21 protein-coding genes and 2 pseudogenes are annotated in these 23,877 nt (G+C 70.1%); 10 read left to right on the top strand and 13 right to left on the bottom strand.

Annotated elements, in window-relative coordinates:
- Positions 1–24: 24 nt before the first annotated feature.
- Entirely contained in the window at positions 25–429 is a 405-nt protein-coding gene (locus ACWGKT_RS13120; RefSeq protein WP_235458406.1) for a hypothetical protein, read from the bottom strand.
- Positions 430–606: 177 nt separating this feature from the next.
- On the opposite strand from ACWGKT_RS13120, the gene ACWGKT_RS13125 reads away from it, so the two are divergent.
- Complete coding sequence (locus tag ACWGKT_RS13125; protein WP_453273636.1) at positions 607–1,296, top strand: response regulator; 690 nt, start codon at positions 607–609, stop codon at positions 1,294–1,296.
- On the top strand, positions 1,293–3,197 hold the full coding sequence (locus ACWGKT_RS13130; protein ID WP_453273637.1) for a sensor histidine kinase: 1,905 nt from the start codon (positions 1,293–1,295) through the stop codon (positions 3,195–3,197). The genes ACWGKT_RS13125 and ACWGKT_RS13130 overlap by 4 nt, the downstream gene beginning before the upstream one ends.
- A gap of 173 nt (positions 3,198–3,370) precedes the next feature.
- On the opposite strand, the gene ACWGKT_RS13135 is transcribed toward ACWGKT_RS13130, so the two are convergent.
- From ACWGKT_RS13135 to ACWGKT_RS13160, 6 genes are all read right to left on the bottom strand, one after another.
- Positions 3,371–6,052, bottom strand: coding sequence for a tetratricopeptide repeat protein (locus ACWGKT_RS13135; protein WP_453273638.1), 2,682 nt, complete (start codon positions 6,050–6,052; stop codon positions 3,371–3,373).
- 23 nt (positions 6,053–6,075) lie between these two features.
- Positions 6,076–6,378, bottom strand: a complete 303-nt coding sequence (locus tag ACWGKT_RS13140) for a trypco2 family protein (RefSeq protein ID WP_356151046.1) — start codon at positions 6,376–6,378, stop codon at positions 6,076–6,078.
- A 453-nt stretch (positions 6,379–6,831) separates the two neighbouring features.
- Entirely contained in the window at positions 6,832–7,176 is a 345-nt protein-coding gene (locus tag ACWGKT_RS13145) for a hypothetical protein (protein ID WP_453273639.1), read from the bottom strand.
- A 19-nt stretch (positions 7,177–7,195) separates the two neighbouring features.
- The gene (locus ACWGKT_RS13150) at positions 7,196–7,744 is read right to left on the bottom strand and encodes a DUF6232 family protein (protein ID WP_453273640.1); all 549 of its coding nucleotides are present in this window, start codon (positions 7,742–7,744) and stop codon (positions 7,196–7,198) included.
- A gap of 12 nt (positions 7,745–7,756) precedes the next feature.
- On the bottom strand, positions 7,757–8,878 hold the full coding sequence (locus tag ACWGKT_RS13155) for a hypothetical protein (RefSeq protein WP_453273641.1): 1,122 nt from the start codon (positions 8,876–8,878) through the stop codon (positions 7,757–7,759).
- Between the two features lie 660 nt (positions 8,879–9,538).
- Positions 9,539–11,266, bottom strand: coding sequence for a sensor histidine kinase (locus tag ACWGKT_RS13160; protein WP_453273642.1), 1,728 nt, complete (start codon positions 11,264–11,266; stop codon positions 9,539–9,541).
- A 171-nt stretch (positions 11,267–11,437) separates the two neighbouring features.
- Between ACWGKT_RS13160 and ACWGKT_RS13165 the strand changes: the two genes are divergently transcribed.
- The 4 genes from ACWGKT_RS13165 (at position 11,438) to ACWGKT_RS13180 (ending at position 15,523) form a co-directional block, all read left to right on the top strand.
- The gene (locus ACWGKT_RS13165) at positions 11,438–12,868 is read left to right on the top strand and encodes a TRAP transporter substrate-binding protein (protein ID WP_453273643.1); all 1,431 of its coding nucleotides are present in this window, start codon (positions 11,438–11,440) and stop codon (positions 12,866–12,868) included.
- A 100-nt stretch (positions 12,869–12,968) separates the two neighbouring features.
- Positions 12,969–13,304 (top strand): response regulator, encoded by a 336-nt coding sequence (locus ACWGKT_RS13170; protein ID WP_453273644.1) that lies wholly within the window; start codon positions 12,969–12,971, stop codon positions 13,302–13,304.
- 73 nt (positions 13,305–13,377) lie between these two features.
- Positions 13,378–14,967: a sensor histidine kinase gene (locus ACWGKT_RS13175; RefSeq protein WP_453273645.1), complete on the top strand. Its 1,590-nt coding sequence runs from the start codon at positions 13,378–13,380 to the stop codon at positions 14,965–14,967.
- Positions 14,873–15,523, top strand: a complete 651-nt coding sequence (locus tag ACWGKT_RS13180; RefSeq protein WP_453273646.1) for a response regulator transcription factor — start codon at positions 14,873–14,875, stop codon at positions 15,521–15,523. Before ACWGKT_RS13175 ends, ACWGKT_RS13180 begins: the two co-directional genes overlap by 95 nt.
- A 263-nt stretch (positions 15,524–15,786) precedes the next feature.
- Here the strand turns inward: ACWGKT_RS13180 and ACWGKT_RS13185 are convergent.
- Positions 15,787–16,023: pseudogene (locus tag ACWGKT_RS13185) on the bottom strand (nuclear transport factor 2 family protein); the annotation flags it as partial.
- Between the two features lie 119 nt (positions 16,024–16,142).
- Positions 16,143–17,369: an alpha/beta hydrolase family protein gene (locus ACWGKT_RS13190; RefSeq protein ID WP_453273647.1), complete on the bottom strand. Its 1,227-nt coding sequence runs from the start codon at positions 17,367–17,369 to the stop codon at positions 16,143–16,145.
- 99 nt (positions 17,370–17,468) lie between these two features.
- Between ACWGKT_RS13190 and ACWGKT_RS13195 the strand changes: the two genes are divergently transcribed.
- Positions 17,469–18,062 carry a TetR/AcrR family transcriptional regulator gene (locus ACWGKT_RS13195; RefSeq protein WP_453273648.1) on the top strand — a complete coding sequence of 198 codons (594 nt, stop codon included), beginning with the start codon at positions 17,469–17,471 and terminating at the stop codon, positions 18,060–18,062.
- Between the two features lie 149 nt (positions 18,063–18,211).
- Here the strand turns inward: ACWGKT_RS13195 and ACWGKT_RS13200 are convergent.
- Positions 18,212–18,403: pseudogene (locus ACWGKT_RS13200) on the bottom strand (IS200/IS605 family transposase); the annotation flags it as partial.
- A gap of 177 nt (positions 18,404–18,580) precedes the next feature.
- A complete protein-coding gene (locus tag ACWGKT_RS13205) occupies positions 18,581–19,027 on the bottom strand; it encodes a MarR family winged helix-turn-helix transcriptional regulator (protein WP_453273649.1) in 447 nt (148 codons plus the stop codon).
- 108 nt (positions 19,028–19,135) lie between these two features.
- Here ACWGKT_RS13205 and ACWGKT_RS13210 point away from each other — a divergent pair, with 108 nt between their 5' ends.
- Positions 19,136–20,065, top strand: a complete 930-nt coding sequence (locus ACWGKT_RS13210) for an alpha/beta hydrolase (RefSeq protein ID WP_453273650.1) — start codon at positions 19,136–19,138, stop codon at positions 20,063–20,065.
- Between the two features lie 123 nt (positions 20,066–20,188).
- Entirely contained in the window at positions 20,189–20,668 is a 480-nt protein-coding gene (locus tag ACWGKT_RS13215) for a hypothetical protein (protein WP_453273651.1), read from the top strand.
- Here the strand turns inward: ACWGKT_RS13215 and ACWGKT_RS13220 are convergent.
- Entirely contained in the window at positions 20,665–21,048 is a 384-nt protein-coding gene (locus ACWGKT_RS13220; protein WP_453273730.1) for a winged helix-turn-helix transcriptional regulator, read from the bottom strand. The two genes, ACWGKT_RS13215 and ACWGKT_RS13220, sit on opposite strands and share 4 nt — an antisense overlap.
- 131 nt (positions 21,049–21,179) lie before the next feature.
- Here ACWGKT_RS13220 and ACWGKT_RS13225 point away from each other — a divergent pair, with 131 nt between their 5' ends.
- Positions 21,180–22,031 carry an alpha/beta fold hydrolase gene (locus ACWGKT_RS13225; RefSeq protein ID WP_356151058.1) on the top strand — a complete coding sequence of 284 codons (852 nt, stop codon included), beginning with the start codon at positions 21,180–21,182 and terminating at the stop codon, positions 22,029–22,031.
- 393 nt (positions 22,032–22,424) lie between these two features.
- Here the strand turns inward: ACWGKT_RS13225 and ACWGKT_RS13230 are convergent, their stop codons facing one another.
- Positions 22,425–23,711 carry a PAS domain-containing protein gene (locus ACWGKT_RS13230; RefSeq protein WP_453273652.1) on the bottom strand — a complete coding sequence of 429 codons (1,287 nt, stop codon included), beginning with the start codon at positions 23,709–23,711 and terminating at the stop codon, positions 22,425–22,427.
- Positions 23,712–23,877 lie beyond the last annotated feature (166 nt).

Genomic DNA, 23,877 nt, shown 5'->3' on the forward strand with positions numbered 1-23,877 from the left:
GATGCACGACCTGCTTCGGACCGGTCAGCGCACCGCGGCCTCAGGGGCCGGGCGAGTGAGAACGAGCGCGATGACGACGACGCTCAGGATCGTGAACACCGCCACCACCAGCACGACCCAGGCGGGAACGCCGCCCACGAACAGTGCCGGGAGGGCGGTGATCACCGACAGGATCCGAGAGCCCGCCACGACGCGGGAGCCGGCGCGATTGAGCGTGCGCCAGGTGTAGACGACCGCGATCACCGTGATGACGCCGAGGACTCCGTCGGCGACGAGAATCGCCGTCGGCGGGCCCGGAGTGTCCGGTTCCTGGGCCGGGATGCTGAAGAAATTGGTCGTGTCGAGCAGGCCGAGAAGGCCCGCGAGGACGAGACCCACCTTGTTCTTGCGGGTGAGGGGGACAACGTCCGTCCCGTTGTTCTCACTCATCTCTGTTCCTCTGTCCGGGAATTGGCGGCGCGCCCTGCGGCGACCCGCTGCAGTGAGCATGCGTCAGCGGCCCCTTGGCGCGCATCGGTCGTTGCTCCCGGTGCGCCGGGAGGATTTCCCCTACGTCCCGGGCGACGAACTCCTACGCCGGGAAGCGATGTCGGCCATCATCGGGACATGACCTCCACGACCCGCCCCGTCCGGGTGCTCATCGCCGACGATCATCCCGTCGTACGGCGCGGGATGAGCGCGCTGCTCGGCTCGCTGGACGGAGTCGAGGTGGTCGCGGAGGCGGCCACCGGCGAAGAGGCGCTGCGCGAAGCCCAGTTGAACCGTCCCGATGTCGTGGTGATGGACATCCAGATGCCGACGATGGACGGAGTGGAGGCGACCCGTCGGCTGGCCTCGCTGCTGCCCGACGTCGCGGTGCTGGTGGTGACCATGTACGAGGACGACGAGACCGTGGTGTCCGCGCTGCGCGCCGGGGCCCGCGGCTATCTCCTCAAAGGGGCGCAGCAGGACGAGATCCTCACCACCATCCGGTCGGTCGCGGCCGGACAGTTCGTCATGGGTCGCAGCGTCGGACCCCGCTTGGTCGGGCATCTGGATCCCACGCCCCACCCGGCCGACCCCTTCCCCGAGTTGACCGCGCGCGAGCGCGAGGTCCTCGACCGGATCGCACGCGGCTACGGCAACGCCCGTGTCGCGACCGAGCTGCGGCTTGCGAGCAAGACGGTCGCGAACCATGTCTCCGCCCTCATCACGAAGTTGGGGGTGAGTGACCGGGCCGAGGCCATCCTCCTCGCCCGCGAGCGGGGACTGGGCGGCGAGACGTCCGACAACAACAGCGCCGGCCCTGGTTCATGAGCGCACGGTACCGCTCCGTCCTGCCCTGGGCGGGGACGGCTCTGACGGCCGGCGCATCGGTCGCGTCACTGTGGTTCGCGCCGCCCTCCTCGTCGCAGTACTGGGTGGTGTGGGCCATCATGGCCGGCGTCTGGCTGGCGGGGGTGGCCGTGCTCGTCACTCCCCGGCAGCGGGGCTCGGTCACTCCCCGGCAGCGGGCCTCGGTCGCGGCCCGGCTCCTTCGGGCGGCCGCGCTGGCGCTGTTCGCCGCCCCGCTCGCGCTCGCCGCGGGTCTCCCCGAGCTCGCCGTCGGCCTGGCCGTCCTGGCGTCGACGGCCGTCATGCCGCTGGCCGCCCTCCGCGTCGTCGAGGAGCGCCCGGCTTCGCGTCTGCTGTGCTGGGCGGAGGTGTCGGTGGTCGCCACCGGTGCCGGATGCGCGACCGCGTCGGTACTGGACAACGAGGCCGCATTGATCGCGACCACCGTCGCCTCCGCGACCACGATGTGCGCCGCCGCCTGGGTGCTCTTCGAGGTCACGTCCGGCGATGACCGGCGCCGCGTCCTGTGGCTGGTGGTGGGCGGCGCCGCGACGACGCTCGGCGGCATGCTGCTCTTCGCGGCGGAGAACTCGCTGCCGATGGGCCCCCTGGCCGAGGTCATCGTGCTCGGTGTGCTGTCGGCCCTGCTGCCGGGCGCCATCGCCGTCGCCCTCGTCCTGCCCCGCAGGGCCGATGTGCGGGCGGTGATGCGCCGCGCGGCCGTCCTCATCGTCATGCTGGCGCTGAGTGCCTCTGTGTACGAGGGCATCGCAGCGGTGTGGCAGATGGCGGTGGGCACGCGCCCCGGCAAGGGGGTGCCGGCACTGCTGGCGGCCGGGATCGCCGCCGGATACCAGCCGGTCCGGCTGCGCATCGAGGCGGTCATGGACGAGATGCTGTTCGGCAGATCGGCCGATCCGGTGGAGACACTCACCCGCCTCGGCACGGACCTGACCGCGGGTGCTCCGCCGCCGCTGTGGCTGCACACCCTGCGCTCCACGCTCGGCGTGCCCGGGATCGAACTGCGCCAGGAGAACACGACCATCGCCACGGCCGGGACCGTCGACGCGCACCAGACACAGATCACCGCCCTGCGGGCGGGCGATGAGGAAGTGGGCGATCTCGTCGTGGGTCTGCCGCCGGGGCATCTGCGGCTGCCCCGCGCGGCGGCCGCGGTGATCGAGCTGGTGGCGGCACCGCTCGCGCAGGCCCTGCACGCCGCTCGGCTCAGTGAACAACTCCGGCTGTCCCGCGGCCGCGTGGTGACCGCGCTGGAGGAGGAGCGGCGCCGTATGCGGCGCGATCTGCACGACGGGCTGGGCCCCGCCCTCACCGGCATCGCCTACACCGCGGACGCGGCCGTCAACCTCATCGCCATCGACCCCGGCCGTGCCGTCGAGACACTGCGCGGCCTGCGCGCCGACCTGGGCGACACGATCACCGAGATCCGCCGCATCGTCTACGGCCTGCGCCCCCGCGCCCTGGACGAACTCGGCCTCGTCGACGCCATCCGCCAGCGCATCGCCCCGCTGCGCGCCGCCGACGGCCGAGCCCTCACGGTCAGCGTGGACGCTCCGGCCCAACTGCCGCCGCTCCCCGCGGCCGTCGAGGTCGCCGCCTACCGTGTCGCGGTGGAGGCGGTCACCAACATCGCCCGCCACGCCCCTGTCACCACTGCTTCTCTCAGCCTGACGATCCAGGACGGCACACACCTGCGGGTGACCGTCGAAGACGGCGGTCAGTGCACGCAGGCATGGACACCGGGTGTGGGCATCCGTTCCATGCACGAGCGTGTCGAGGAGATCGGCGGCAACCTCACCATCCACAGCAGTCCCCAGGGCGCCACCATCACCGCCGACCTTCCCCTGAGCATCGAGAACTGACGGTCCAAGAGCTTCCGCTGCCACGCTACTTCCTGCCCGGCGCACGGGCGCACCCCGCCTCGGCGTCCGGTCCGGGAGCAACGGCTCGATCCGCGCCCAGTGCGCATCAGTCGTCAATGGCACACCCGGGCCAATGTCCATCTGATCCAAGCGAAACTGCCTAGAGGACTGCCTCAGCCGGAAGCACGCTCCAGGGCCGCCTCAAGTTCCCCCACCCGCCGTGGGATGTCGAGGGAGCGGACCAGCTCCAGCGCCTCGCCGTACGCCTGCCGGGCGAGGGCAGGCCGGCCGGCGTGGAGGTGGATGTCGCCCTGGATCGTCAGCATCGTCGCCAGCCCTGCCTGGTCGCCGCGGCGCCGGTGGAACTCGGTGGCCGGCGCGAGGGTCTCCTCCGCCTCGGCGTACCGGCCCATCTGGTCGTACGCCAGGGCCAGATGCCACTGGCACCAGACAATCTCGGCGGGGTCGCCCCGTCGCCGGCTCTCCTCCAGGGCATCCGTCAACACGCGTGCGGCGTCCTGCGGCCGGTCCAACTGCCGGTACGCGTCGGCCATGTGGGCGGAGAGCCAGATCTCGGCCCCCTTGTCGCCCCGCTGCCGGTAGATGGCCCGGGCCTCGGCGTACCGGCGCAGTGCGTCGCCGGGACGCTCCAGGTCGCACTGGAGGTCTCCGAAATGGGTCAGGATCCAGCCCTGCTTGCCCTCGTCGCCCCGCGCGCGAGCGATCTCCAGCGCGCGCTCGTACAGCCCGGTCGTCTCCTCGCGGCGTCCCAGGATGCGCCGTGCCTCGGCGAGATGGATGAGCGACCCCAGTTCGGCGAACTCGTCGTGCCGCGTTCGGGCCGCCTCGACCGCCATGGCCTTGACCGCTTCCATCTCCTCCCACTGGCTACGGTAGAAGAGGAGCCCGTACAGCGGCGCCACCAGGCGCAGCAGCAGCTCCCACTCATGGCTCTCGTACGCACGGCGGATATTGGCCTGGACGTTGAGGTGTTCCGCCGCGAACCAGTCGATCGCCTCAGCGGGCAGATTCTCGTGTGCTCCCGGGCGGCTCATCCAGGTCTCCAGCCGGGTCGCGTACCAGTCCAGGGAGCGCCGGAAGGCCTCGCCCCACTCGGTCTCCGGTTCGGTGCGCTCGGCGTGCTCCCTGGCATACAGGCGCAACAGGTCGTGCAGCCGGTAGCGCTCGCCGTCGGGGCCGTCCACCTCCACCAACTGCCGGTCGGCGAGCTCGCCGAGGAGACGTCCGGCCTCCTCCTCCCCGATGCCGGCGCAGCGCGCGGCCAGCCCGGGCACGAAATCGGCTCCGGCGAGCAGGCCGAGATAACGGAACAGCCGGCGGGTGTCCTCACGCAGCGCCCGGTAGCTGATCTCGAAGCTGCTGCGTACTCCAGCGTCCTCGCCGTCCAGTTGGCCCTCCAGCCGCGAGATGCGCCGCCGTTCGTCGGCGAGCAGTCCGGCGTGCTCGCTCAGTGGCCGTCTGCGCTGGGAGGGGGCGATGAGGTTCCCTCCGGTGATGCAGATGGCCAGGGGCAGCCCTCCCAAGAGGGTAACGATGGTGCCCGCGGCGTCGCGCTCGCGGGCGACGCGCTCGGCGCCGACGATGCGTTCGAACAGCCGCAGCGCCTCCGTGTCGGGCAGCGGTTCGACCTCCACCCGGTCCGCGCCCTGGACGGAGGGCAGGGCCGAGCGGCTGGTGAGGATCGCGGCGCTACCCGGTGCCGCGGGCAGAAGAGGGACGACGCGGGCCGCGTCGGCCACGTTGTCGAGGACGAGGAGACTCGGACCGGCTCGCAGATGGTCCTGGAGGTGCTGCCGCCGCGCCCGCGCGTCGGCGGGAAGGCTGTCGCCGGACTGTCCGAACGCCTGCAGGAGCTCGATCATGGCCGCCTCGGTCGACACCTCGAAGCCCTCGCCGCCGAGGTCGATCCGGATGCGGGCGTGCCAGAAGGTGGGCGCCAGGCGGTGGGCGATCTGGGTAGCGAGTTCGGTCTTGCCGACGCCCGCCATGCCGTGGAGGACCACCACCGGGGCGCTGTCGTCGAGTTGGTCGACGAGCAAGCCGGTCGCCTTCACGATGGCCCGCTCGCGGTCGGTGAAGTTCGCGCGGGCCCGGCCCAGGTTCATGTGCCGGGTGGTGCGCGGCAGGGCGCCGGCGGGGATCCGCGGCAGGGCGACCCAGTTGTCCGCCTGCAGGTCCCACCACCACGGCGTCCCACGCCCCAGCTCGATCAATCCCGTCAGGGGTACCACGGTCAGGGTGGACGCCCCCTCGGGAAGGTGGTGCTCGCTGATGACACCCACGGCCAGCTCGCCCAGCTGAGGGTCGTCACTGAACACCACCGCCCCGGACATGCCACGCCACTGGGAGCCGTTCCTGCCGGGCGTCCCTTCGGGCGTCGACTGGGTACGGAACTCCAGCAGGCCGCGCCGCAGATGGGAGCCCGGCGGGATGACTCCGTTGATCTGGGAGCTGTCGCGCAGGGGGCCGTCGGTGCCGGACTGCGGGTGCTCGTTCCAGCCGGGGTAGCCCATGGCCCAGCACTCGACCAACGCGGTCCGTCGGCGGTCGATCCTGGCGTACCGGACGGCGGGCATGTCCGTGAGGGAGGGGTGGTCGGCGACCCGCAGGACGGCGAGGTCCTGTACTGGGTCCGCGGCGAGGACCTCCGCCGTGAGTTCGAACCGGTCCCCGCGCCGCACGCTGATCACGTCGTCCACGGAGCCGTCGGTAAGGACGTTGTGCGCAGCGGTCAGGACCAGCCGGCCGCCGACCAGGCACCCGGAGCCCACGCTCCAGGGGCCCGTCCGGCGTCTGCGGAGGACTTCCACCGCGCGCTCGATGACGGCGGTCACCTCGGTCGTCCAGGGTGTCCGGGTCAGGGCTTGACGAGGGAGTCACGCGTGACGCGCACCGTCTGTCCCGTACGGTCGGTCGGCGCCTCCAGCCTGATCAGAACCCGCTGGATCTCCTCCCGGCGGTACTGACCGTCGCCGCCGAGTTCCAGCACCCAGAACTTGGCGCGGCCCGTACCCGTCGCCTGCCGTGTGACCCCGACACTCAGCTCCAATTGCACCTCGCCGACGCCGAAGCGGAGGTCCTCGTCCGAGCCGGCGGCGACGGCTTCGGCCAGTTCCTCCCGCAAGGCGGCGATGGTCTCGGCAAGCCCAAGGTTCCCCACTGTGATCCCCCTGTGTCCGTGTTCCGCGTCGGCACGGCCCCGGACGGCCGCCGCGACGGAATCGGGCCGCGGACCGGAGAGAGGCCTCCCACCGTGCTGGACGAGTATTCCCACGCGGACGGCGGGTCACGCGAGAACCCCGGGAAACCCCGCGGTGCGCCGCGCGCCGTGGTAGAGCGCTGGGCCCCACCCACGCTGGCGGTGCTCCACCCGCACGCCCGTCGTGCCACCAAAGCCGGCGACCGGTACTCACTCAGGTCCCGGACGCGACGAGTTACCAGAGAGACGCGGTCAGCTCCGGGGGCCCGGTCCCGATAGGCCGGGCCCTTCGAGAGCTTGCGTCTCAGGCCGTTGCGGAGCACCTCTCATTCACCCCGAACGAACCCCTCTGGATCTTCCCCCGGCACCTGGGTCCTCGGCCCGCCGCCCGAAGGAGACGTACGCTGCGACCGGTCACGCCCTCCCCACGAGAGCCGCGATCAGCGCAGCGACGCCGCCCTTGACCGCCGACAGCAAGGCCTCCCCGGCACCGCTGGCGACTGCCCGGCCGACTGCCTGCAACCGGCCGGGCTGGGACTGCACCGCGGCGACGACCGCACCCGGATCGGTGACGCTGCCGTCCACCGCTACGACACCGTCGCGGGTCAACTGGGCCACGAAGGAGCGCAGTTCGCTGATCGCGGCGTCCAGTTCCGGTGCGGGGAGGCCCTGTGAGTTGTTGACAGTGAAGTTGTTGTTACTGCCGTTCTGGACGTTCTTGTCCCTGCCGATCTTGTCCCCGTAGACGTAGTCGGACATCCGCGTTCCTTCTCTCTCGTCATCCGGCGGGAGCGGACCCCGCCCTGTTCTGGACGTTCTTGTCCCTGCCGACCTTGTCGCCCATCACGAGATCACCGCGGACGTGCAGGATCCGCTCCGTGGACGGTGGATCCTCGATCGCGGCAACGATCTCGGCCTGGATTCGGTGGATCTCGCCGCGATCCGTACCGGACAGCGCGGTGTACTGGGTACCCGCCGTCTCGATGAGCAGCGCGTAGCGGGTCCGCCTGATCAGCAGCCGGTACAGCAGCACGCACACCAGGTACGTGACCCGGACCGCTATCAGGGCCGCGGCGGCGTCGGCGATCCGCCGCACCGTTTCGACGTAGTCGAAGCGGAGATCCACTTGGGGCAGCACCAGAACGAGCGCCGCCAGCGCCGGCAGAAGAAGCACGATCTCCCGGAGCGGGTAGAACGTCGCGAGCTTGCCGCGCCAGACCACTCGCAGGGTCTGCACCCGGGAGATGTTGGCCAGCGGATAGGTCTGGTGTCCGATGATGACGATCCGCTTGGCAATGCGGATTTCCCCGACTCTTCTCTTCGCCATGGTCATCAGCCTTCAGCTGGTCGGTACGGAACCCGAGGACGTCGCCGGCGGAGCGTCGGACGCGGCTCCGGGGTCCGGGCAGTCGGGGAGCGACAGACCGTCAGGGCCGCCGGTGAGCGCCGTGGCCGTGACCCAGCCGGTTCCGCCGCTGCCGAGGAGCAACTCGGCCCACAGGTCGCTCGTGTAGCCGTGGGCCTGCACTGTCTCGCCGTGCGTCATGCACAGTGCCTGGTACCGGCCTCCCGGCTCGATGTGACTGGTCTGTTCCCCGGCCGTGCCGCTGCTGGTCCGTACGGGCGCGTACGCGGCGCCTTCCACCGGCGTGGTCCCCGGCGCGGCGGTCTCGGAGGGCTGGTCGGAAGGCTCGTCGGAGGGTTCGTCGGTGCCGGTCTGCGAGGGCGAAGGCGCCGTCGCCGCGACATACACCGTGGCCGGCGATCGGCGGCTCACCGTCACCCGGTCTCCCGGCCCCGGGGCACTCGTGTCGACCGGAGGCAGCTGCACCGGGTCGCCCGAGCCGTCAGCCGGGATGACGACCCTGGAGACAGTGCCCTCCGCCGCACCGTCCGTCGGCTCCGTCGCGTACTGGACCTGCAGACAGTCGGCCGTCAACTTCGTGACGGTGTCGGTGACATCGGCTCCCGCGGACACCTCGGGCAGGGTGACGTCGATGCCGTCGGTTCCGGCGCAGGAGGACGCCGTGCTGGTCGGCACAGGCGAGTCCTGCTGCTCCGGGGCGTCGGCGATCTGCAGCTGGGTGACCCTGCCGGGCTGCGTGTGCGTGGCGTCGACCACGATCGTGCCGCTCTGCGCCAGGGCAAGGGGCTGTCCGTTCAGCGCGGGCCGGACGTGACGGCCCGCGGCCTCGATCCTGTACAAGGAGTAGACCGGGCTCGCGCTCTCCTCCTTGAACTCCGCGTACGACGAGTGGACCGGCGCCGTGTTCCGGTCCACTGCCGTGCTCCGGCCGGATACCGTGCCCCGCTTGAGATGCCGGATGGCCGCTACGAGGTACGGCTTGGGGTTGCCCAGCTCGTGCTGGAATCCCGACACCGATACCTCGCCCAGCGGCGTGACGATCTTCGCGTCCGCGGAGATGCTGACGTTTCCCGACGAGTCGATCGTGAACGTCACAGGCAGGAAAGCGGGTTTGACAGAAACCCGCGTACCTCCTGTCGGATCCTTGCAACCGGTTGCCAGCACCGCCGCAAGCAGTATCGGAGCGAGCAGCCTCGCCGTGATACCCCGCATATGATCCCCCGAAAATGAATCCCGATCCGTGGGTCGCGCGCCGGCCGGTGGACACCCGATTGCGCCCGCGCCCCATGGGCTGTCCGACCAGTGTGGAAGCGCAGCGGGTCCGGGTCTTCGGGGCAGCCACTGGTCTCAGGAGCGGTGTTCTCAGTGCTGGCCCTGATGCCCTCGCCCGCGCGATCCGCCGGCATGAGGCCATCGGCGGCAGCGTGTTGATCGTGGACGACGACCCCGCCTGCCGAGCCGCCCTTTACGTGCCTAGGTGGCGGCCGACGCGGTGATCGTGCTGAGTTCGGTGCGCGAGGCCGACGAGTTCGGCGGACTGATCACCCGCTCGGCGGCGGCTGGTTATCTGGCGAAGGCGCAGCTCTCGGCCGCGAGCGACTCCCGCAATTGTCCTTTCACGGTGAGCGGCATCCGGCGGAGCGGGTCGGCCACCGCCGCGGGAACATCAGCCGCCGATGCCGATCCCGAACTCGCCGCGGCGGAGTCCCCTCCCCACGCACCCAGCCCGAGGCCGTCGCCAACGAGCCGGGCCGACTATGAATCGGCGACGGCGATCTGGCCCGTACCACGCAGTGGAAGCTGGGCGGTCACCCGAGTCTCGCCATGCTCGGTGCGGGAGACGAGCACCCCGTCGAGTGTGGTGATCCGGTCGGCCAGGTCAGCGAGGTCCGGCATGTCGCCCGTCACCGTGACGTGGGCGATCAGTTGTCCGTCGCGACTGTCGACGGATACCCTCGTCTGCCTGTTCTTGCTCATCCGAGCCACCAACAGGTACACCGTGGATTCCAGGACGTCGGAGTAGCGCACGCCCGGGACATCTTCGACATGAAGGTCGCGGGTTTGACCCAGTGCTTCGAGGGCGACGGCAAGGCCGGCCTCCTTCAGCAAGACAGGGTGGAGTCCGCGCGCCAGTCGTCTGAGCTCGGAGACGGCCTGTTCGAGCTCCGCCTCGGCGAGGTCCAGCTGGCGTGCAGGAGTCGTCGCGCGCATGCGGAGCAGCCGCAGCCCCAAGGCCAGGCCCACAAGGCGTTGCTGGGCGCCGTCGTGCAGGTCGCGCTCCAGGCGGCGCCGCTCCTCGTCGCCGGCTGTGACGATGCGGGCGCCCGAGGCGCGCAGGGCGGCCAGTTGGGCGAGGCTTTCCGCGTGGAGGCGCTCGTGCTCCAGGGCCATATGAGTGCCGGACAGGAGGTCTTCCACCGCACTCGGGCTGTCCAGCAGGCCGGGAGAGTGAATCAAGGTGGCGACGTGGGAGTCGCCACGGCGGAGCGTGGTGGCAGTTCTGCCGTTCGGCGGAGGCAGCGCGACCGGGTTGGCGGCTGCGTCGACATGGCGGTTGTCGACGCCGACCGGGTAGGCGATCTGCAGGTCCGGGTCGCCGAGTCGTTCGGCGATCGCGTCGCGCAATCCGCTCGCGGTGGCCGTGCCACCCAGGTCGATCACCAGACGGGTCAGCTCACGCTGTCTCAGTCCGGCGCGGACGACCTCCATGATCAACGCGGTCACCAGCAGGCACAGCGCCCCGGCCTGCACCTGCCACAGCTCGCCATCACGGGCGTCGGAGCCGAGGAAGCCACGGTCCAGGCTGCGGACGTAGGAGACGGACACGGCGGTGAAGTAGCCGAGGGCGCACAGCGTCGGCAGGCCTGTGGACCGCCGTGCGGCCGGACTTGAGGTGAGCGGGCGCCAGGCGAGGAAGATGATGAGCACCAGGAGCCAGACCGTGCCCGCCTGTACGCCCAGCGACGCGATGCTCTGTGCGCGCGCCGGGGCGTCGGCGATTGACCACCAGTTCCGCGGGCACTCCGAGCAGCCTTGCGCTTGAGGTCGGAAGTACGCGGCCGTGCCCACGCCTTGTACGCCCACGGTGATCGCGTAGCCTGCCACCGCGAGCACGCGGGCGGGCCATGACCCGAGGCGGCCGCCGGGGTAGGCCAGCGCAACGTGGCCCACCGCTGCCGGGCAGGCCGCGTTGAGGGCGAGACCGAGGGAGAACACGACCGACGAGGTCGTCCCCGGGTTGTCCCACTCCGGCAGGAACCAGGCGTATGCGGCGAGGAACAGCAGCAGTCCCCTCCGTCCGGCGGAAGTTCTCCGGCCGAGAGCGAGAGCGCCGATCAGCAGGGCCCAGCCGGCGCCCAGCAGGGCGGTCAGGCCGTGCGATGTCGTGAGCGCCATCGAGAAGCCCCGTTCCGCCCGGGCGATCACCACGGTGACCAGACTGAGAGCAACTCCCAGCCCGAACAGCAGCAGGCGTATCGGCATCGGCACGTCTCCGGCAGGCGAATCGCTCTTCTGTCGGCACGATGGTCCCGGAACGGGCATTGTTTTGGCAGAGGGCTGTCCCTGATTCCGGTCGTGGCGTTTCGCCGGGACAGCCCCGATGTCCCGCTCCGGGAACGTCCCTAGCGTCATGGGCATCGACAGGAGGTGCCCGTGAAACGGCGGATACGAGGAACGTGGGCCGCTGCGGCGGCAGTTGTGGGAGCACTGCTGGTCTCGGAGGGGTGCTCGGCTCCGTCGACCGACAGGGCCGGAGGACACGCCGGCGCCGAGGCCACCGTGCTCACCCTCGCCAACCCCGGCGGAGCCATTGAGCCACCGCAGTTGGTGGCCTGGGCCGAGCGTGTCGACCAGCTGTCCAAGGGGACGATCAGGATCAGGTTCCGGGACCAGTGGCGCGAAGGAGATGCGCGGCCGGAGGTGGCGACACTCGACGACATCAGCAAGGGCAAGGCCGACATGGCCTGGGTGGGAGCCCGCGCGTTCGACCGGGTCGGCGTCACGGACTTCCAGGCACTGTTGGCGCCCATGCTGGTGGACAGCTACGAGCTGGAGACGAAGGTGTTCGAGGCCGGCATTCCGGCGAAGATGCTCGGCGGAGTGCGAACGCCCGGTGTCGTCGGCATCGGCGTGCTGCCGGGCCCCCTGTCGCGGCTGGTGGGTACCCGCGAACCCCTGCTGAACCCGGGTGCTCTCAAGGGCAAGAAGATCGTCAGTCAGGATTCGGCCCTGATGGACGAAAGCCTGCGCGCCCTGGGTGCTACTCCCGTCACGGCACCGGCGAGCACCGATCTCAGGTCCTACGGCGGCATTCAGATGCAGCTCGGCGCGGTCGTCGGCAGGCATCACGACCGCGATGCCAAGTACGTGACTGGCAATGTCGATCTGTGGCCGCGCACCCTCGTGGTCGTCATGGGCAAGGCGGCCCACGACAGGCTCTCCTCGCGGCAGCGGGCCGTCCTCACCAGGGCCCTCAAGCAGACGGTCACACGGGCGGTGGATGTCGCCCGGGCCGAGGACCGGGAGTCCGCGCCCACCCTGTGCAGGCTGGGCATGAAGATCCCGTCGGCGTCCTCCGCCGATCTCAAGGCCATGAAGTCGGCCCTGGAGCCGGTCTACGCCAGACTGCGCAAGGACACACGCACGGCGGACTGGCTTGAGCAGATCGAGTATCTCAAGAACACGACGGGTGTGGGACCTGACACCGCCTCATGCCCCGGCCCGTCCACCACGACCAGCCCGCTCGAGGGGAGATGGACGCGCACGATGGCCGACGGGGACTGGCGGCACTGGCCGGGGGACGAGACCTGGACCGAGGGTCCGCCGAACGGCACGTGGACCCTGAGCTTCGAGAACGGAATCCTCACCAAGACCGACCCCGTCGGCGAGACCGAGCGGTGGCCCTACCAGACGTTCCGCGACCGGATCCATCTCGCCGGGTCGTTCACGCTCAACGCCACCTTCCGCCTCGACGGCGACCGGCTCACCTTCGACAATTTCGACTGCACGGAGGACTGCGGAGGCTATGCCGTGACCTTCGGCGGCTCCAAACAGCCCTGGGTCAAGGCGCCGGTGGCCCGTTGAACGGGCGCCACGGGGGCGCGGCGGCACATCGGGGACAGCCCTGATGTGCCGCCGCCCTCCATGCTGTCACCATCGAACCGTGCCGCCGACGCTTCTGATCGTGGACGATCACGCAGGCTTCCGTACCTTCGCCAGGGCACTGTTGGAGGCGGAGGGCTTCGACGTGGTCGGGGAGGCCGCAGACGGCGCGTCGGCCGTTTCCGCGGCCGCGCGGCTGGACCCCCAGATCGTGCTGCTGGACATCATGCTGCCGGACCTCGACGGTTTCGAGGTCTGCGCGCGCCTGACCGAAGGTGGGCGGGAGCGGCCCGCGGTCATCCTCACCTCCAGCCGCGACGCCACGGCGTATTCGGGCCGGCTCGACCACAGTGCCGCTCGCGGATTCATCCCCAAGGACAAACTGTCGCGCACCGCACTCCTGGCGCTGGCGGGGTGAGCACACCATGCCGGATCGGGTGCTGTCTTTGGCCGACGCCGCGGTCGGTACGGTGCTTCTAGGGTCGGGGGCGGTGGCATGGACGGGCAGACACCACAGCCGCGTCGGCCTGCTCATGGCGATGGCCGGGGCGTGCTGGTTCCTGGGCAGCGCCTTTCCCGGCCTGGTGTTCCTCCACCGGGGACCGCTGGTCCATCTGCACCTGTCCTATCCGGTCGGGCGGCTGCACCGGCGGCCGGCCGCTGTCGTGGTCCTCGCCGCCTACGCGGCCGCGATCTACGAGGGTTTCGTGCGGACGCCGGGACTGACCGTGGGACTGTCGGCTCTCGTCGTCGCAGCAGCCCTCGACGTCTTCGCCCGGACGTCGGGACCCGCACGGAGGGCAGGGCGGTCGGCGCTGGCCGCCGCACTGGTCTTCGCCGGCGTGCTGGCCCTGGCCAGCGCCAACGTGCTGCTGGAGTGGGGCGCGGACCGCACCGTCCTGCTGGTCTACGACGCGGCCGTCTGCCTGGTGGTGAGCTGGTTGACGGTGGATCTGCTGTACGGGCGCTGGACCGAGGCCACCGTCTCCGACCTCGTCACGCAGCTCGGTCGCCGCTCGGACACCGAAGGGCTCCAGGCCCAACTGGCAAGGGCGTTGGGCGATCCCGGCCTGACACTGGGCTACTGGGTGCCGTGGCAGCAGGCGTACTTCGACGAGACCGGCCAGCCGCTCAACGTCGCCCAGCGTGCCGCTGGGCGAGTGACGACGACTGTCGAGGGCGACGGGGAGCCCGTCGCCGTACTGATCCACGACCGCGCAATACTGGACGACCCGCAGCTGGTTCGCGGGGCAGTCGCGGCGCTACGCCTGACCGTCGCCAACGCCCGGATGAGGGCAGAAGCCCGCGCCCGCATGGCTGAGCTCGCCGCGTCACGCCGCCGCATCGTGGAGGCGGCGGACGCCCAGCGGCGGGCGCTGGAGGCGGAGTTGGCCACAGGAGCGCAACGCCACCTCGGTCAGGCACGGCTCCACCTCGCCGCACTCGATGCCGAGGCAGGCAAGGAACTGCGCGCCGTGCTGCGGGAGGTACTGGACGAGGTGGCGACCGCCCTGGTCGAACTCGCCCAGTTCGCCCAGGGGGTCAGGCCGCAGAGCCTCACCTCCGGTGGGCTCGGCGCCGCACTGCCGCTGCTCGCCGACCGGGCAGGGCTGCCGGTCTCGGTGGCGGTCGGGGTAGGCCGACTGCCGCCTCCGATCGAGGCGGCCGCCTACTTCGTATGCGCCGAGGCACTGACGAACGTCGCCAAGCACGCGGCCGCCACATCGGCGAGCGTGGAGGTCGTCGCTGAGGCGGGTGACGTCGTGGTGCGCGTGACCGACGACGGCCGCGGCGGTGCCGACGCCAACGGTTCAGGACTGCGCGGGATCGCGGACAGGGTCGAAGCTCTGGGCGGCAGCATCACTGTCGGCGGTGGTGCCGCGGGCGGGACACTACTCATGGCCAGGATCCCGGCCGAGGGAGCGGAGTCGGATGGAGATCGTGAACGGGGGACGTCCGATGCAGATCGTGAACGGGAGGCGTCCGATGAAGATCGTGATCGCGGACGACTCCATGCTGATCCGCGACGGCTTGGCGCGACTGCTCGCGGAGGCCGGCTGCGAGGTGGTGGCCACCGCTGACAACACCGCCACGCTGATGCACAGGCTCGACTCTGCCGTGCCCGACGCGGTGATCGTGGACATCAAAATGCCCCCGACGTACACGGACGAGGGCATCGTCGCGGCCCACAGGCTGCGATCCATGAATCCGTCCATCGGCGTGCTCGTCCTGTCGCAGTACCTTGAGGCGCACTACGCGATGCGTCTGATCAGCGACGCGCCCGAACACCTCGGGTACCTCCTCAAGGAGCGCGTGTCGGACGTCGCCCTGCTCGTCGACGCACTCCGCCGCGTCGTCGAGGGCGAGTGCGTCATCGACCCCACGATCGTGACCACGCTGATGCGGCGGCAGCGCGGCCCCGTCCCCCTGGCCGACGTCACCGCGAGGGAACTCGAGGTGCTGGCGCTCATGGCCGAGGGGCGTTCGAACGCAGCCATCGCCGCAAAGCTGTCGATGAGTCCCAAGACGCTTGAGGCTCATGTCCGGCAGATCCTGCAGAAGCTGAACCTGCCTCAGTCGCCGGATGACCACCGACGTGTACTCGCCGTCCTGAAGTACCTCCAGGCCACGCGCTGAGACTGCCGGTCACAGACAAGGTGAGTGATCACCAGAGGGGACTACGCAGGCCAGTGGCCGTTCGCACTCGGCTGCGCAGGCGTCGGCTCGCGATGGTGGTCAGTTTCCGGTAATGGCAGACAGGTGAAGCCCCCGCACCCCGGCGGCCGCCCGGCCCCCGACACGGACGGACGGCACCCGAGCGAGGTGTTCCGTTTCACGCGCCGCGCTGGGCCGGACACGACAGGTCCGGCCCTGGCGGCCCGCTGGCGGCGTGGAGGTGGTCAGCGGGCGCGGCCGAGGTCGCGGTCGGCGTCGGACCCCTTGAGCATCAGGGTGGTCTCCTCGATGCGCTGGAAGCGGCCGTCGGGGGCGAGGTCGGCGAACACGTAGACCTCCATGCTCACGGTCGTGCCGTCCTTCTTCGTGATGTGGCAGGTGTGCCGGTCGGCGTACTTGCTGCCGTCGTACAGCTCTTCGTGGACCTCGATCTCGCCGCCGGTGACGAGCGTGCGCAGGTGGTGGCCTCGTGGAGAGGCAGGTCGGTGAGAGCGGCCTTGATGCCTGTGCGGGGCATGAGAGGTCCTTCCAGCAGATTCGGACGAGAGGGATTCGCGGCCGTGCCGGGTGAGTCGGGACCTCAGGCGCTGGTGTTGGTGAGGGTGTCGTCGAGCCAGTCGTAGATGCGGGCCTGGGACAGGCGCATGGCGCCAGGGTGGCAGTGGGCTCCTGCGCCTTCTTCGGCGGTGAACACCATCAGGGTCTTGGGGCAGGTGAGGTGGGCGTAGAGCTGTTCGGGCTGGCCCTTGAAGAACATGTCCTCGGTGGCGTCGCAGACGAGGGTGGGGCACTGGATCTGCTCGGCGATGCCGTCGGCGAGGGTGTAGTCGAGGTAGGAGGCGTTGAAGGCGCGGGGGGTGTCGACGCCCATGACGTACATGCCGTGGTTGATCGCCCAGCGGGCGATCGGGTCGCTGGTCATGATCTGTTCGAAGGTGGCGTCGAGTTCGGGTGCGTCCTTGGCGCGCAGGAGCTGTTCGGCCTGCCGGCGGGTGCCGGGGATGTTGCGGACGGAGGTCTGGCCGAGGTCGTAGAGGCCGTCGACGGCTATCAGTGCGGCCAGGCGGTGCTCGAAGGCGGCGGCCCGGGGGGCGAGGATGCCGCCCATGCTGATACCGAGGAGCGCGATACGGCTGTTGTCGACCTCGGGGAGGGTCTCGGCGAAGTCCACGACGGGGGTGATGACGTTCTCCCAGTCCGGGCGGAAGACCAGGTCCTCGTGGTGGCGCGGGCCGGGCATGCCGGGGCCGTCGAAGACCAGCACGGTGTAGCCGCGCTCCACGCCGGCCATCGCCCCGAAGAAGTGCAGTTCCTCGGCGGTGCCGTCGAAGCCGTTGTGCATGATCAGCGTCGGCCTCGGTGTCCCGGAGTCGTCGACCCGGTACAGGTATCCCGGCAGGGTGGTGTCCTCGTACGGGATGCGGACCGGCTCGATGCGCGGGGTGGTGTAGAGGGCCACGGCGGCCCTGAAGCACTCCACGGAGCGGTCGTAGGCCTGGTCGTGGCGCGGGTCGCAGGGTTGACCGTGCAGGAAGAACTCCGCCGACCGGTAGTAGTTCGACGCCCGCAAAAACCCGTCCCGGGCGGAGACCTGGTGCCCGGCCGCCAGCGCCTTCCCGGCCTCCTGGGACACGCGGTCGGCGGTGGCCAGCCACTCGACGTACCAGCTGTCGTAGTCACCCTCGGTGATCCGCTCCGCGGTGGAGACGACCTCACCGAAGTCCGCACCGCCATAGGCGATGTGACTCATCGACCGCAGGCTCTCGTACCAGAACTGGATGTTGTTCGGGAACAGCAGCTGCTTCATCACACACTCTCCTCAGGCGTTAAGCACGGATCTGTGCTTATGGAGGAACTGTAGACCCGCGAGCACGACGAAGCAAACATCTGTGCTTACGATGGGGAGGTGACCTCGAAACAGCCGACCCCACGCATCCGCAAGAGCCCCGAGCAGGTCCGCTCGGCCGTCCATCAGGCGGTCATCGACCTGCTGTCCGCCCCCGGGGGCGCGGAGCTCACCATCCCCGCGATCGCTCAACACGCCGGGGTCAACCACACGAGCATTTACCGGCGTTGGGGCAGTCGCGAGGCGCTCCTGGCCGACGTGGTCACCACCCGCCTCGAAAGGAACTGGCCACTGAACGACACCGGCACCCTGCGCGGGGACCTCACCGCCTGGGCGGAAGCGGGGGTGGCGAGCATCCGCACACCCGAAGGCCGCCTCCTCGTACGAGCCGTCGCCCTGTCCATGCCGAGCAGCGGCCATATGCAGGCGGAACGCGCACAGCACTTCCAGCGCCGACTCCACTCCATCGAGCGCATCCGCGAGCGGGCCGCAGCCCGCGGCGAGAACCCCCCGCCCGTGGAGCAGATCCTCGACCAGCTCATCGCACCGCTCTACCTGCGGGCGATCTTCGGCATCGACCCGCCGGCCTCCGGCTACCCGGAACTCCTCGTGGACAGACTGCTCGGCACCACGGGTGCGCCGGGCACGGCGTAGGCGTGGCGCACCTCGTCCTCCGGCGCCCAGGCCCAAAGGGTGTTGCGGAAGGCCGCGGGCGCTGCCCTACTCCTCTAGGCGGGGACGGTTGAGCGCGTGTGAGTGGCGGTTGCCGCCCCGTCTGCCGAACCTGGTGACGCAAGTAGCCGGTGATCGCGTTCCCCGTTGAACTCCTTCGGCTCCACTTCGAGGTCCTCGCAGACCTTGCGCATGATCTCTTCGCAGCGCGTCAGCATCTCGTCGTTGAATACGCCGCGCCGGTACTTCGCCACAGAGACCAAGTGCCCGGTCGCCGCAAGATACGACAAACTGGCGGTCCGATACGAGGCGACCGTACCCATCGCGACCACCAACGAGTGAACTGTGATCGGCACCCGTGGCTAGAGCACGTAGTCCTGGGCCAGCTCCTCCCAGCGAATGCCGCGAAGGACAGAATCGCCGTCCTCGCCCGACGGGACATCCAAGACGGTCTGGAACCAGACCACAGTGAGGGCGGACCAATCGCGGGTCACGTCCCCTCATCCCGGCTGGCCGTGGGAGCCCGTCTCGAGGGTTGCGCGCAGGGTGGCCAAAATTGAAGCGATGCGGGCCAGGTCGTCGGGGGGAACCGCCGCGGTCAGCGAGATGAGCTCGCTTTCGACAATGGGGCGGGAAGCGGACAACTGCTTCTCACCCGCGGGTGTGAGGCGGAGGACAGACGAGCGGCGGTCCTGGGGGTGCGCGACCCGCAGGCACCAGCCCGCAGCCACCAGCCGGTCGACCGCCTTACTGACGGCCCCCACGGTGATCGCCAGTTCGCCGACGATGTCGAGCACCCGGCACCCCGGCACGCGGTCGATGATCTCCAAGAGCTCGAACTGTCCCAGCCCCAGCCCTTGTTCGTCGCGCAACCGGGCGCTCACCGCGTTGTAGAGCCGGGTCTCGACTCGGACCAGATCGATGAAGATCGGGGTGATGTGGCTCACATTAGCTCCAGTAGATTCCCAGGAATCATCTTCCTTGGAATCCGGTTAGGGTCAGGCAGGTGGATTCCAAGGAATCCATCCTCGCACCCCGACCCATGGAGGCCCCGCATGTCCCGACAGCAGCGCGACGCCCTGGACGCCGTACTCCGTTCCGCCCCTCGCAGCAAGGTGCGGCCCACTCCCGAGGAGCAGCGCAGCGGCTTCGCCGCGGCTGTCGCCCGCCCCGCGCCGGAGGGCGTGGTCACCCGCGGGACCGTCCTGGGCGGGCGGCCGGCACTGGAGCTGGAGCCGGCCGAAACCTCCGGCCGCGGCCGACTGCTCTACCTGCACGGCGGCGGCTACGTCATCGGCTCACCGCACACCCACGCAGGGCTGGTCGGTGAACTGGCCCGCCGCGCAGGGCTGCGCGCGACGTCGGTGGATTACCGGCTGGCGCCCGAGCACCCTTTCCCCGCGGCTGTCGACGACGGGCTCGCGGCCTACCGCGAACTGCTGGCGTCGGGCACCGACCCACGGGACCTCGTCATGGCCGGTGACTCCGCCGGAGGCGGATTGAGCATCGCCACGCTGCTCGCCGCCCGGGAGGCCGGGCTGCCGCAACCAGCCGCCGTGGTCGTCTTCTCCCCCTGGGCCGACCTCACCCTCGCAGGCGGAAGCATCCGTTCCAAGGAGCGCGCCGACCCCATTTTCACAGAGGCCGACGTGCGCGCCTACGCCGATCTCTACGTCGGCGCAGGCGACAGGGCGCATCCCCTGGCCAGTCCGCTGTTCGCCGACCTCACCGGCCTGCCCCCACTCCTCGTGCAGGTCGGGACGAACGAGGTGCTCCTCGACGACGCGGTCCGGCTGGCCGGCCGCGCGGGCGCCGACGGCGTCGAGGTCACACTCGAAGTCGGCCCCGGCCTCCCCCACGTCTTCCAACACCACTACGGCCGCCTCGACGAGGCGGACGCCGCACTCGACCGCGCCGCCCGCTTCCTCACCGCCCACCTGAGCGCCGGGCGCCCGGACGCCGACCATCTCGAACCGGTCCACTGACACCGACCCCGACGGCCTCCACGTGATGTCGGCGAAGGCCGCAGGAGCACCACCGCCGACATCACGGCTTCAATTCCAGTAAGTTCAACGTCTCTGCGAGATCAGGCGTGGACCACTTCGCGTATGCGCGTCCTTCGCCGGCACGGAGTCACACCGGGGTCGGCAGGTCCACGAGCGCGAGGTTGGCCGGGTCGACAGATCGGCGCGATCGACCTGGAGATCGCGCCGACCAACATCGTCAACCGGATCAACCACACCATCAAGGAACCGGTCGGCAAGACCTGGGGCACGTTGGTCACCTATGCTGCCGCGCTCGACGTCCCACGCCGCATCGTGGAGTTCCTCGCCTGGTTGCCGGCCGCCCAAGCTCCTGATCTGCACGAGGTGTTGGACCTCCGCCGCGCCCAGGCGATGACACATGTGGTGCTGGACGGCACGCTGACCGCCTGCGACCGGCTGGCCGGGTTCCACCCCGGACACGCTGGACCGAGGAACCAGCGCCGCACTTGTTCTCAACGGGCACTGGAAATGACCCTCACTGAGAGAACCTCAGTGCCCTGCCGACCCCTTATGCGCACGATCCACTCCCGATTCACGGCCTAGTTGGGGGGTGATTCCTCGGCGAGCTGGTTGCTGCGGTTGATCTCCGGCATATGCGTCTCGGCCCAGACCCGCAGGGCGGAGAGCGGGATTTCGAGGGACAGGCCCAGCTCGGTGAGCCGGTAGTGGACGGCGGGCGGCACGGTGGGTTCCACGCGGCGCGCGACCAAGCCGTCGCGGACCAAACTCTGCAGGGTGACGGACAGCATCTTCTGTGAGATGCCCGGGACACGGCGCCGCAGTTCCGCGAAGCGGAGCTCTCCCGGAGCCTCCTCGGCCAGCACCTTGACCGCCATCGACGTCCACTTGGTGCCGATGCGGTCGAGCAACTGGCGGGTCGGGCAGCGCGGATCCAGCAGATCACCGCGCTCACCGGGCCGCATGCCAGGTCCGCCGGGCCTCGACGTGGTCACCGCGAGCTCACCACCTGAAGGGAAAGTGCCGTCTTGGACGCACCAGGCTAGATCCCTAGCGTGACCTTGTCACCATTCCTCACCGCTCCTGGAGTCCTTCCATGCCCGAGCTACGCCGCGTCCCCGTCAACGGCGTCGAACTGAACGTCGCCCTCGCCGGATCGGGCCCGGCCGTCCTGCTGCTGCACGGCTTCCCGCACACCTGGGAGCTGTGGACGGACGTCATGGCCGACCTGTCCGGCCGCTACCGCGTCATCGCGCCGGACCTGCGCGGGTTCGGCGCGAGCAGCCGGGCCGCCTCCGGATACGACGCGGGCACCCTGGCCGAGGACGCCGCGGCGCTTCTCGCCGCGCTCGGCGTGTCCTCGGCCGCCGTGGTGGGCATCGACGCGGGAACCCCGCCGGCCTTCCTCCTCGCCCTGCGCCACCCCGGACTCGTCCGGCGCCTGGTCGTCATGGAGTCCCTGCTGGGCAGGCTGCCCGGCGCCGAGGACTTCCTCGCCGACGGGCCGCCGTGGTGGTTCGGCTTCCATTCCGCCGCGCCCGGCCTCGCCGAGACCGTGCTGGAGGGCCACGAGGCCGCCTACATCGACTGGTTCCTGCGCGCCGGCACGCTCGGCGACGGGGTGCGCCCCGACGTCCGCGACGCCTTCGTCCGCGCATACACCGGCCGCCATGCGTTGAGCTGCGCGTTCTCGTACTACCGAGCCCTGCCCGAGAGCGCGGTACAGATCGAGCAGGCGGTCACCACCGCCCGCCTGACGGTGCCGACGATGGCGCTGGGCGCCCGGCCCGTCGGTGCTGCGCTGGAACGCCAACTCCGCCCGGTCACCGACCATCTCACCGGACACGTCATCGAAGACTGCGGCCACATCATCCCGCTGCACCGGCCGCGCGCCCTCCTCACGCTGCTGCATCCGTTCCTGGCTGGTGAGGACGCGAAAGCAGCCTGACGGGGCCGGGGGCTGACATGCGATACACACCTCAGGACCAGCCCGAGCAACATCAAGCAGAACGGCCGCTGGACGGTTCCCCGGAAGATCATTCGGACGTGTTCGCTGCGCCGGCCTGGCGCCTCGCGGTCAGCGCATGTGCCGGGTCAAAGACGGACGACGACGACAGCGATGTCATCGCCGGCCCCGTAGGCGACGCCGGGACGAGGTCTCGCCGGCCAAGTGGGCACACCGGTGACGAGGAGGCGACCTCCTCGTCGGCAGAGTGTCGGACACCCCGCGCCGCCGGTCACCACTTTGGGCGGAGCGGTCGGGCAGCGGGGTGGAAGGTACGTATCGGCCGCGCCGGACGCGGCCGCAGGACTTCCGGCCCGGCCGTACGGCTTCGATGGATCAGACCAGGCCGTCGGGGTACGCCGCCGTTGCCGGCCGCGGCGGCCAGCTCTGTGCGGAGAGGATGCCGAGGACATAGGCCCGGGCGACCAGAGCGGGACGGGTCGCGGCACCGAGGAGGACGCGCAGGCGGCTGATGTGGTAGTCGACCGTCTGCCGTGAGAGGTGCAGCGTCCCCGCGATATCGGCGTTGCTGCGCCCGGCCGCCAGCAGGGCGAGTATGCGTACATGGGCCGCGGTCAGGGACGGTTGGGCACGATGACGCAGGCCGAGGTGGCTGCCGACGGCCCACACACCGGAAACGTCGGGTGTCGTGCCGCACACGGTGCTCAGATGGATCCGGGCCCGGCGCTGCCAGCCGTCACGGTCGACGAGTACGGCGTAGGTGTGGGCGCTTCTGCGCCGGCCGCTGATCAGGTCGTCCCAGATCCGGTGCAGGGCAGCCCGTTCGGGCGTCTCGGCGAGCAGGGTGTCGGCCGACAGGCCTATCAGGTCCGAGAGGCGGACGCGCAGGGCGTCGGCGACCGCGGCGCCGGCCTCGCTCACCCGCCCGTCGGCGGTCAGGCGAACGCACAGCAGCCCACTGCGGTCGCGCAGGGCGTGCAAGTCAGCCTCGGCCCGGCGCCGTTGATCCAGCACCCGGGTGTAGTCGGTGACGTCGACGTAGATACCGGCGACACAACGCGCCGCGCCCCAACGGACGGGGAAGCGATAGCCAGCCGCGTGTCCGGAGCAGCCGTCGGCGCGCCGGTAGGTGAGGGTGTGTCTGACAGGACGGCCTCGGGTCAGCACCTCCTGGTCCAGGGCGAGGAACCTGACGACGTCGTCGGGTGCGTCTACGTCGGAGAGGTGGCGGCCGACCAGGGCGTCACGTGTGGTGCCGTACAGGTGGGCGTAGGCGTAATTGGCCCATAGGTAGTGGCCGGTGGCGTCGCGTACGAACGCCGCAGCCGGGGCGAGATCCGCGAACGAGGCGTAGGGACCGCCGTCCGACCGGCCGCTGACCTCGATCGCCACTCCCCTGCTGCCGCGCAGCCCCGGCCCGTCGCCGCGGACCGGCCAGTTCACATCGAAGGTCCGGCCCTCGAACCGCGCCTGATAGGGGCCGGCGCCCGGTGCGCCGGACGGACTGCCGTGGTCGGTACGGAGGGTTTCGAGGAAACGGCGGGCGGTGCGCTCGTCGTCGAACGCACCGCCCCCGCTGTCGACCACACTCAGTCCGCTGTCGGCCTCCCACCAGGACACCGGAAGGGACGCCAGTAACGTCTTGAAATCGGCCTCGTCCACGACCCAACTCCTTCAACCCTGCACTACATCACTTTCGGTGACATCCCATGCGTTACCCGTGACATCCGGGGGCATGCGGGAAAGATGGGCGCCCCTCTTCTTCGCACCGGCGAGGCGCTAGCGCATCACCAAACCTTCACATGGCGCCAATCAGTAGAAGCAGTAG

This window comes from Streptomyces sp. NPDC054794 (genome assembly GCF_053611585.1).

Bases quoted from the DNA above. Each gene is read 5' to 3' on its own strand.
- ACWGKT_RS13120 (WP_235458406.1), bottom strand. From the start codon at position 429: ATGAGTGAGAACAACGGGACGGACGTTGTCCCCCTCACCCGCAAGAAC.
- ACWGKT_RS13125 (WP_453273636.1), top strand. From the start codon at position 607: ATGACCTCCACGACCCGCCCCGTCCGGGTGCTCATCGCCGACGATCAT.
- ACWGKT_RS13130 (WP_453273637.1), top strand. From the start codon at position 1,293: ATGAGCGCACGGTACCGCTCCGTCCTGCCCTGGGCGGGGACGGCTCTG.
- ACWGKT_RS13145 (WP_453273639.1), bottom strand. From the start codon at position 7,176: ATGTCCGACTACGTCTACGGGGACAAGATCGGCAGGGACAAGAACGTC.
- ACWGKT_RS13150 (WP_453273640.1), bottom strand. From the start codon at position 7,744: ATGGCGAAGAGAAGAGTCGGGGAAATCCGCATTGCCAAGCGGATCGTC.
- ACWGKT_RS13160 (WP_453273642.1), bottom strand. From the start codon at position 11,266: ATGCCGATACGCCTGCTGCTGTTCGGGCTGGGAGTTGCTCTCAGTCTG.
- ACWGKT_RS13180 (WP_453273646.1), top strand. From the start codon at position 14,873: ATGAAGATCGTGATCGCGGACGACTCCATGCTGATCCGCGACGGCTTG.
- ACWGKT_RS13190 (WP_453273647.1), bottom strand. From the start codon at position 17,369: ATGAAGCAGCTGCTGTTCCCGAACAACATCCAGTTCTGGTACGAGAGC.
- ACWGKT_RS13210 (WP_453273650.1), top strand. From the start codon at position 19,136: ATGTCCCGACAGCAGCGCGACGCCCTGGACGCCGTACTCCGTTCCGCC.
- ACWGKT_RS13215 (WP_453273651.1), top strand. From the start codon at position 20,189: ATGCGCGTCCTTCGCCGGCACGGAGTCACACCGGGGTCGGCAGGTCCA.
- ACWGKT_RS13220 (WP_453273730.1), bottom strand. From the start codon at position 21,048: ATGCGGCCCGGTGAGCGCGGTGATCTGCTGGATCCGCGCTGCCCGACC.
- ACWGKT_RS13225 (WP_356151058.1), top strand. From the start codon at position 21,180: ATGCCCGAGCTACGCCGCGTCCCCGTCAACGGCGTCGAACTGAACGTC.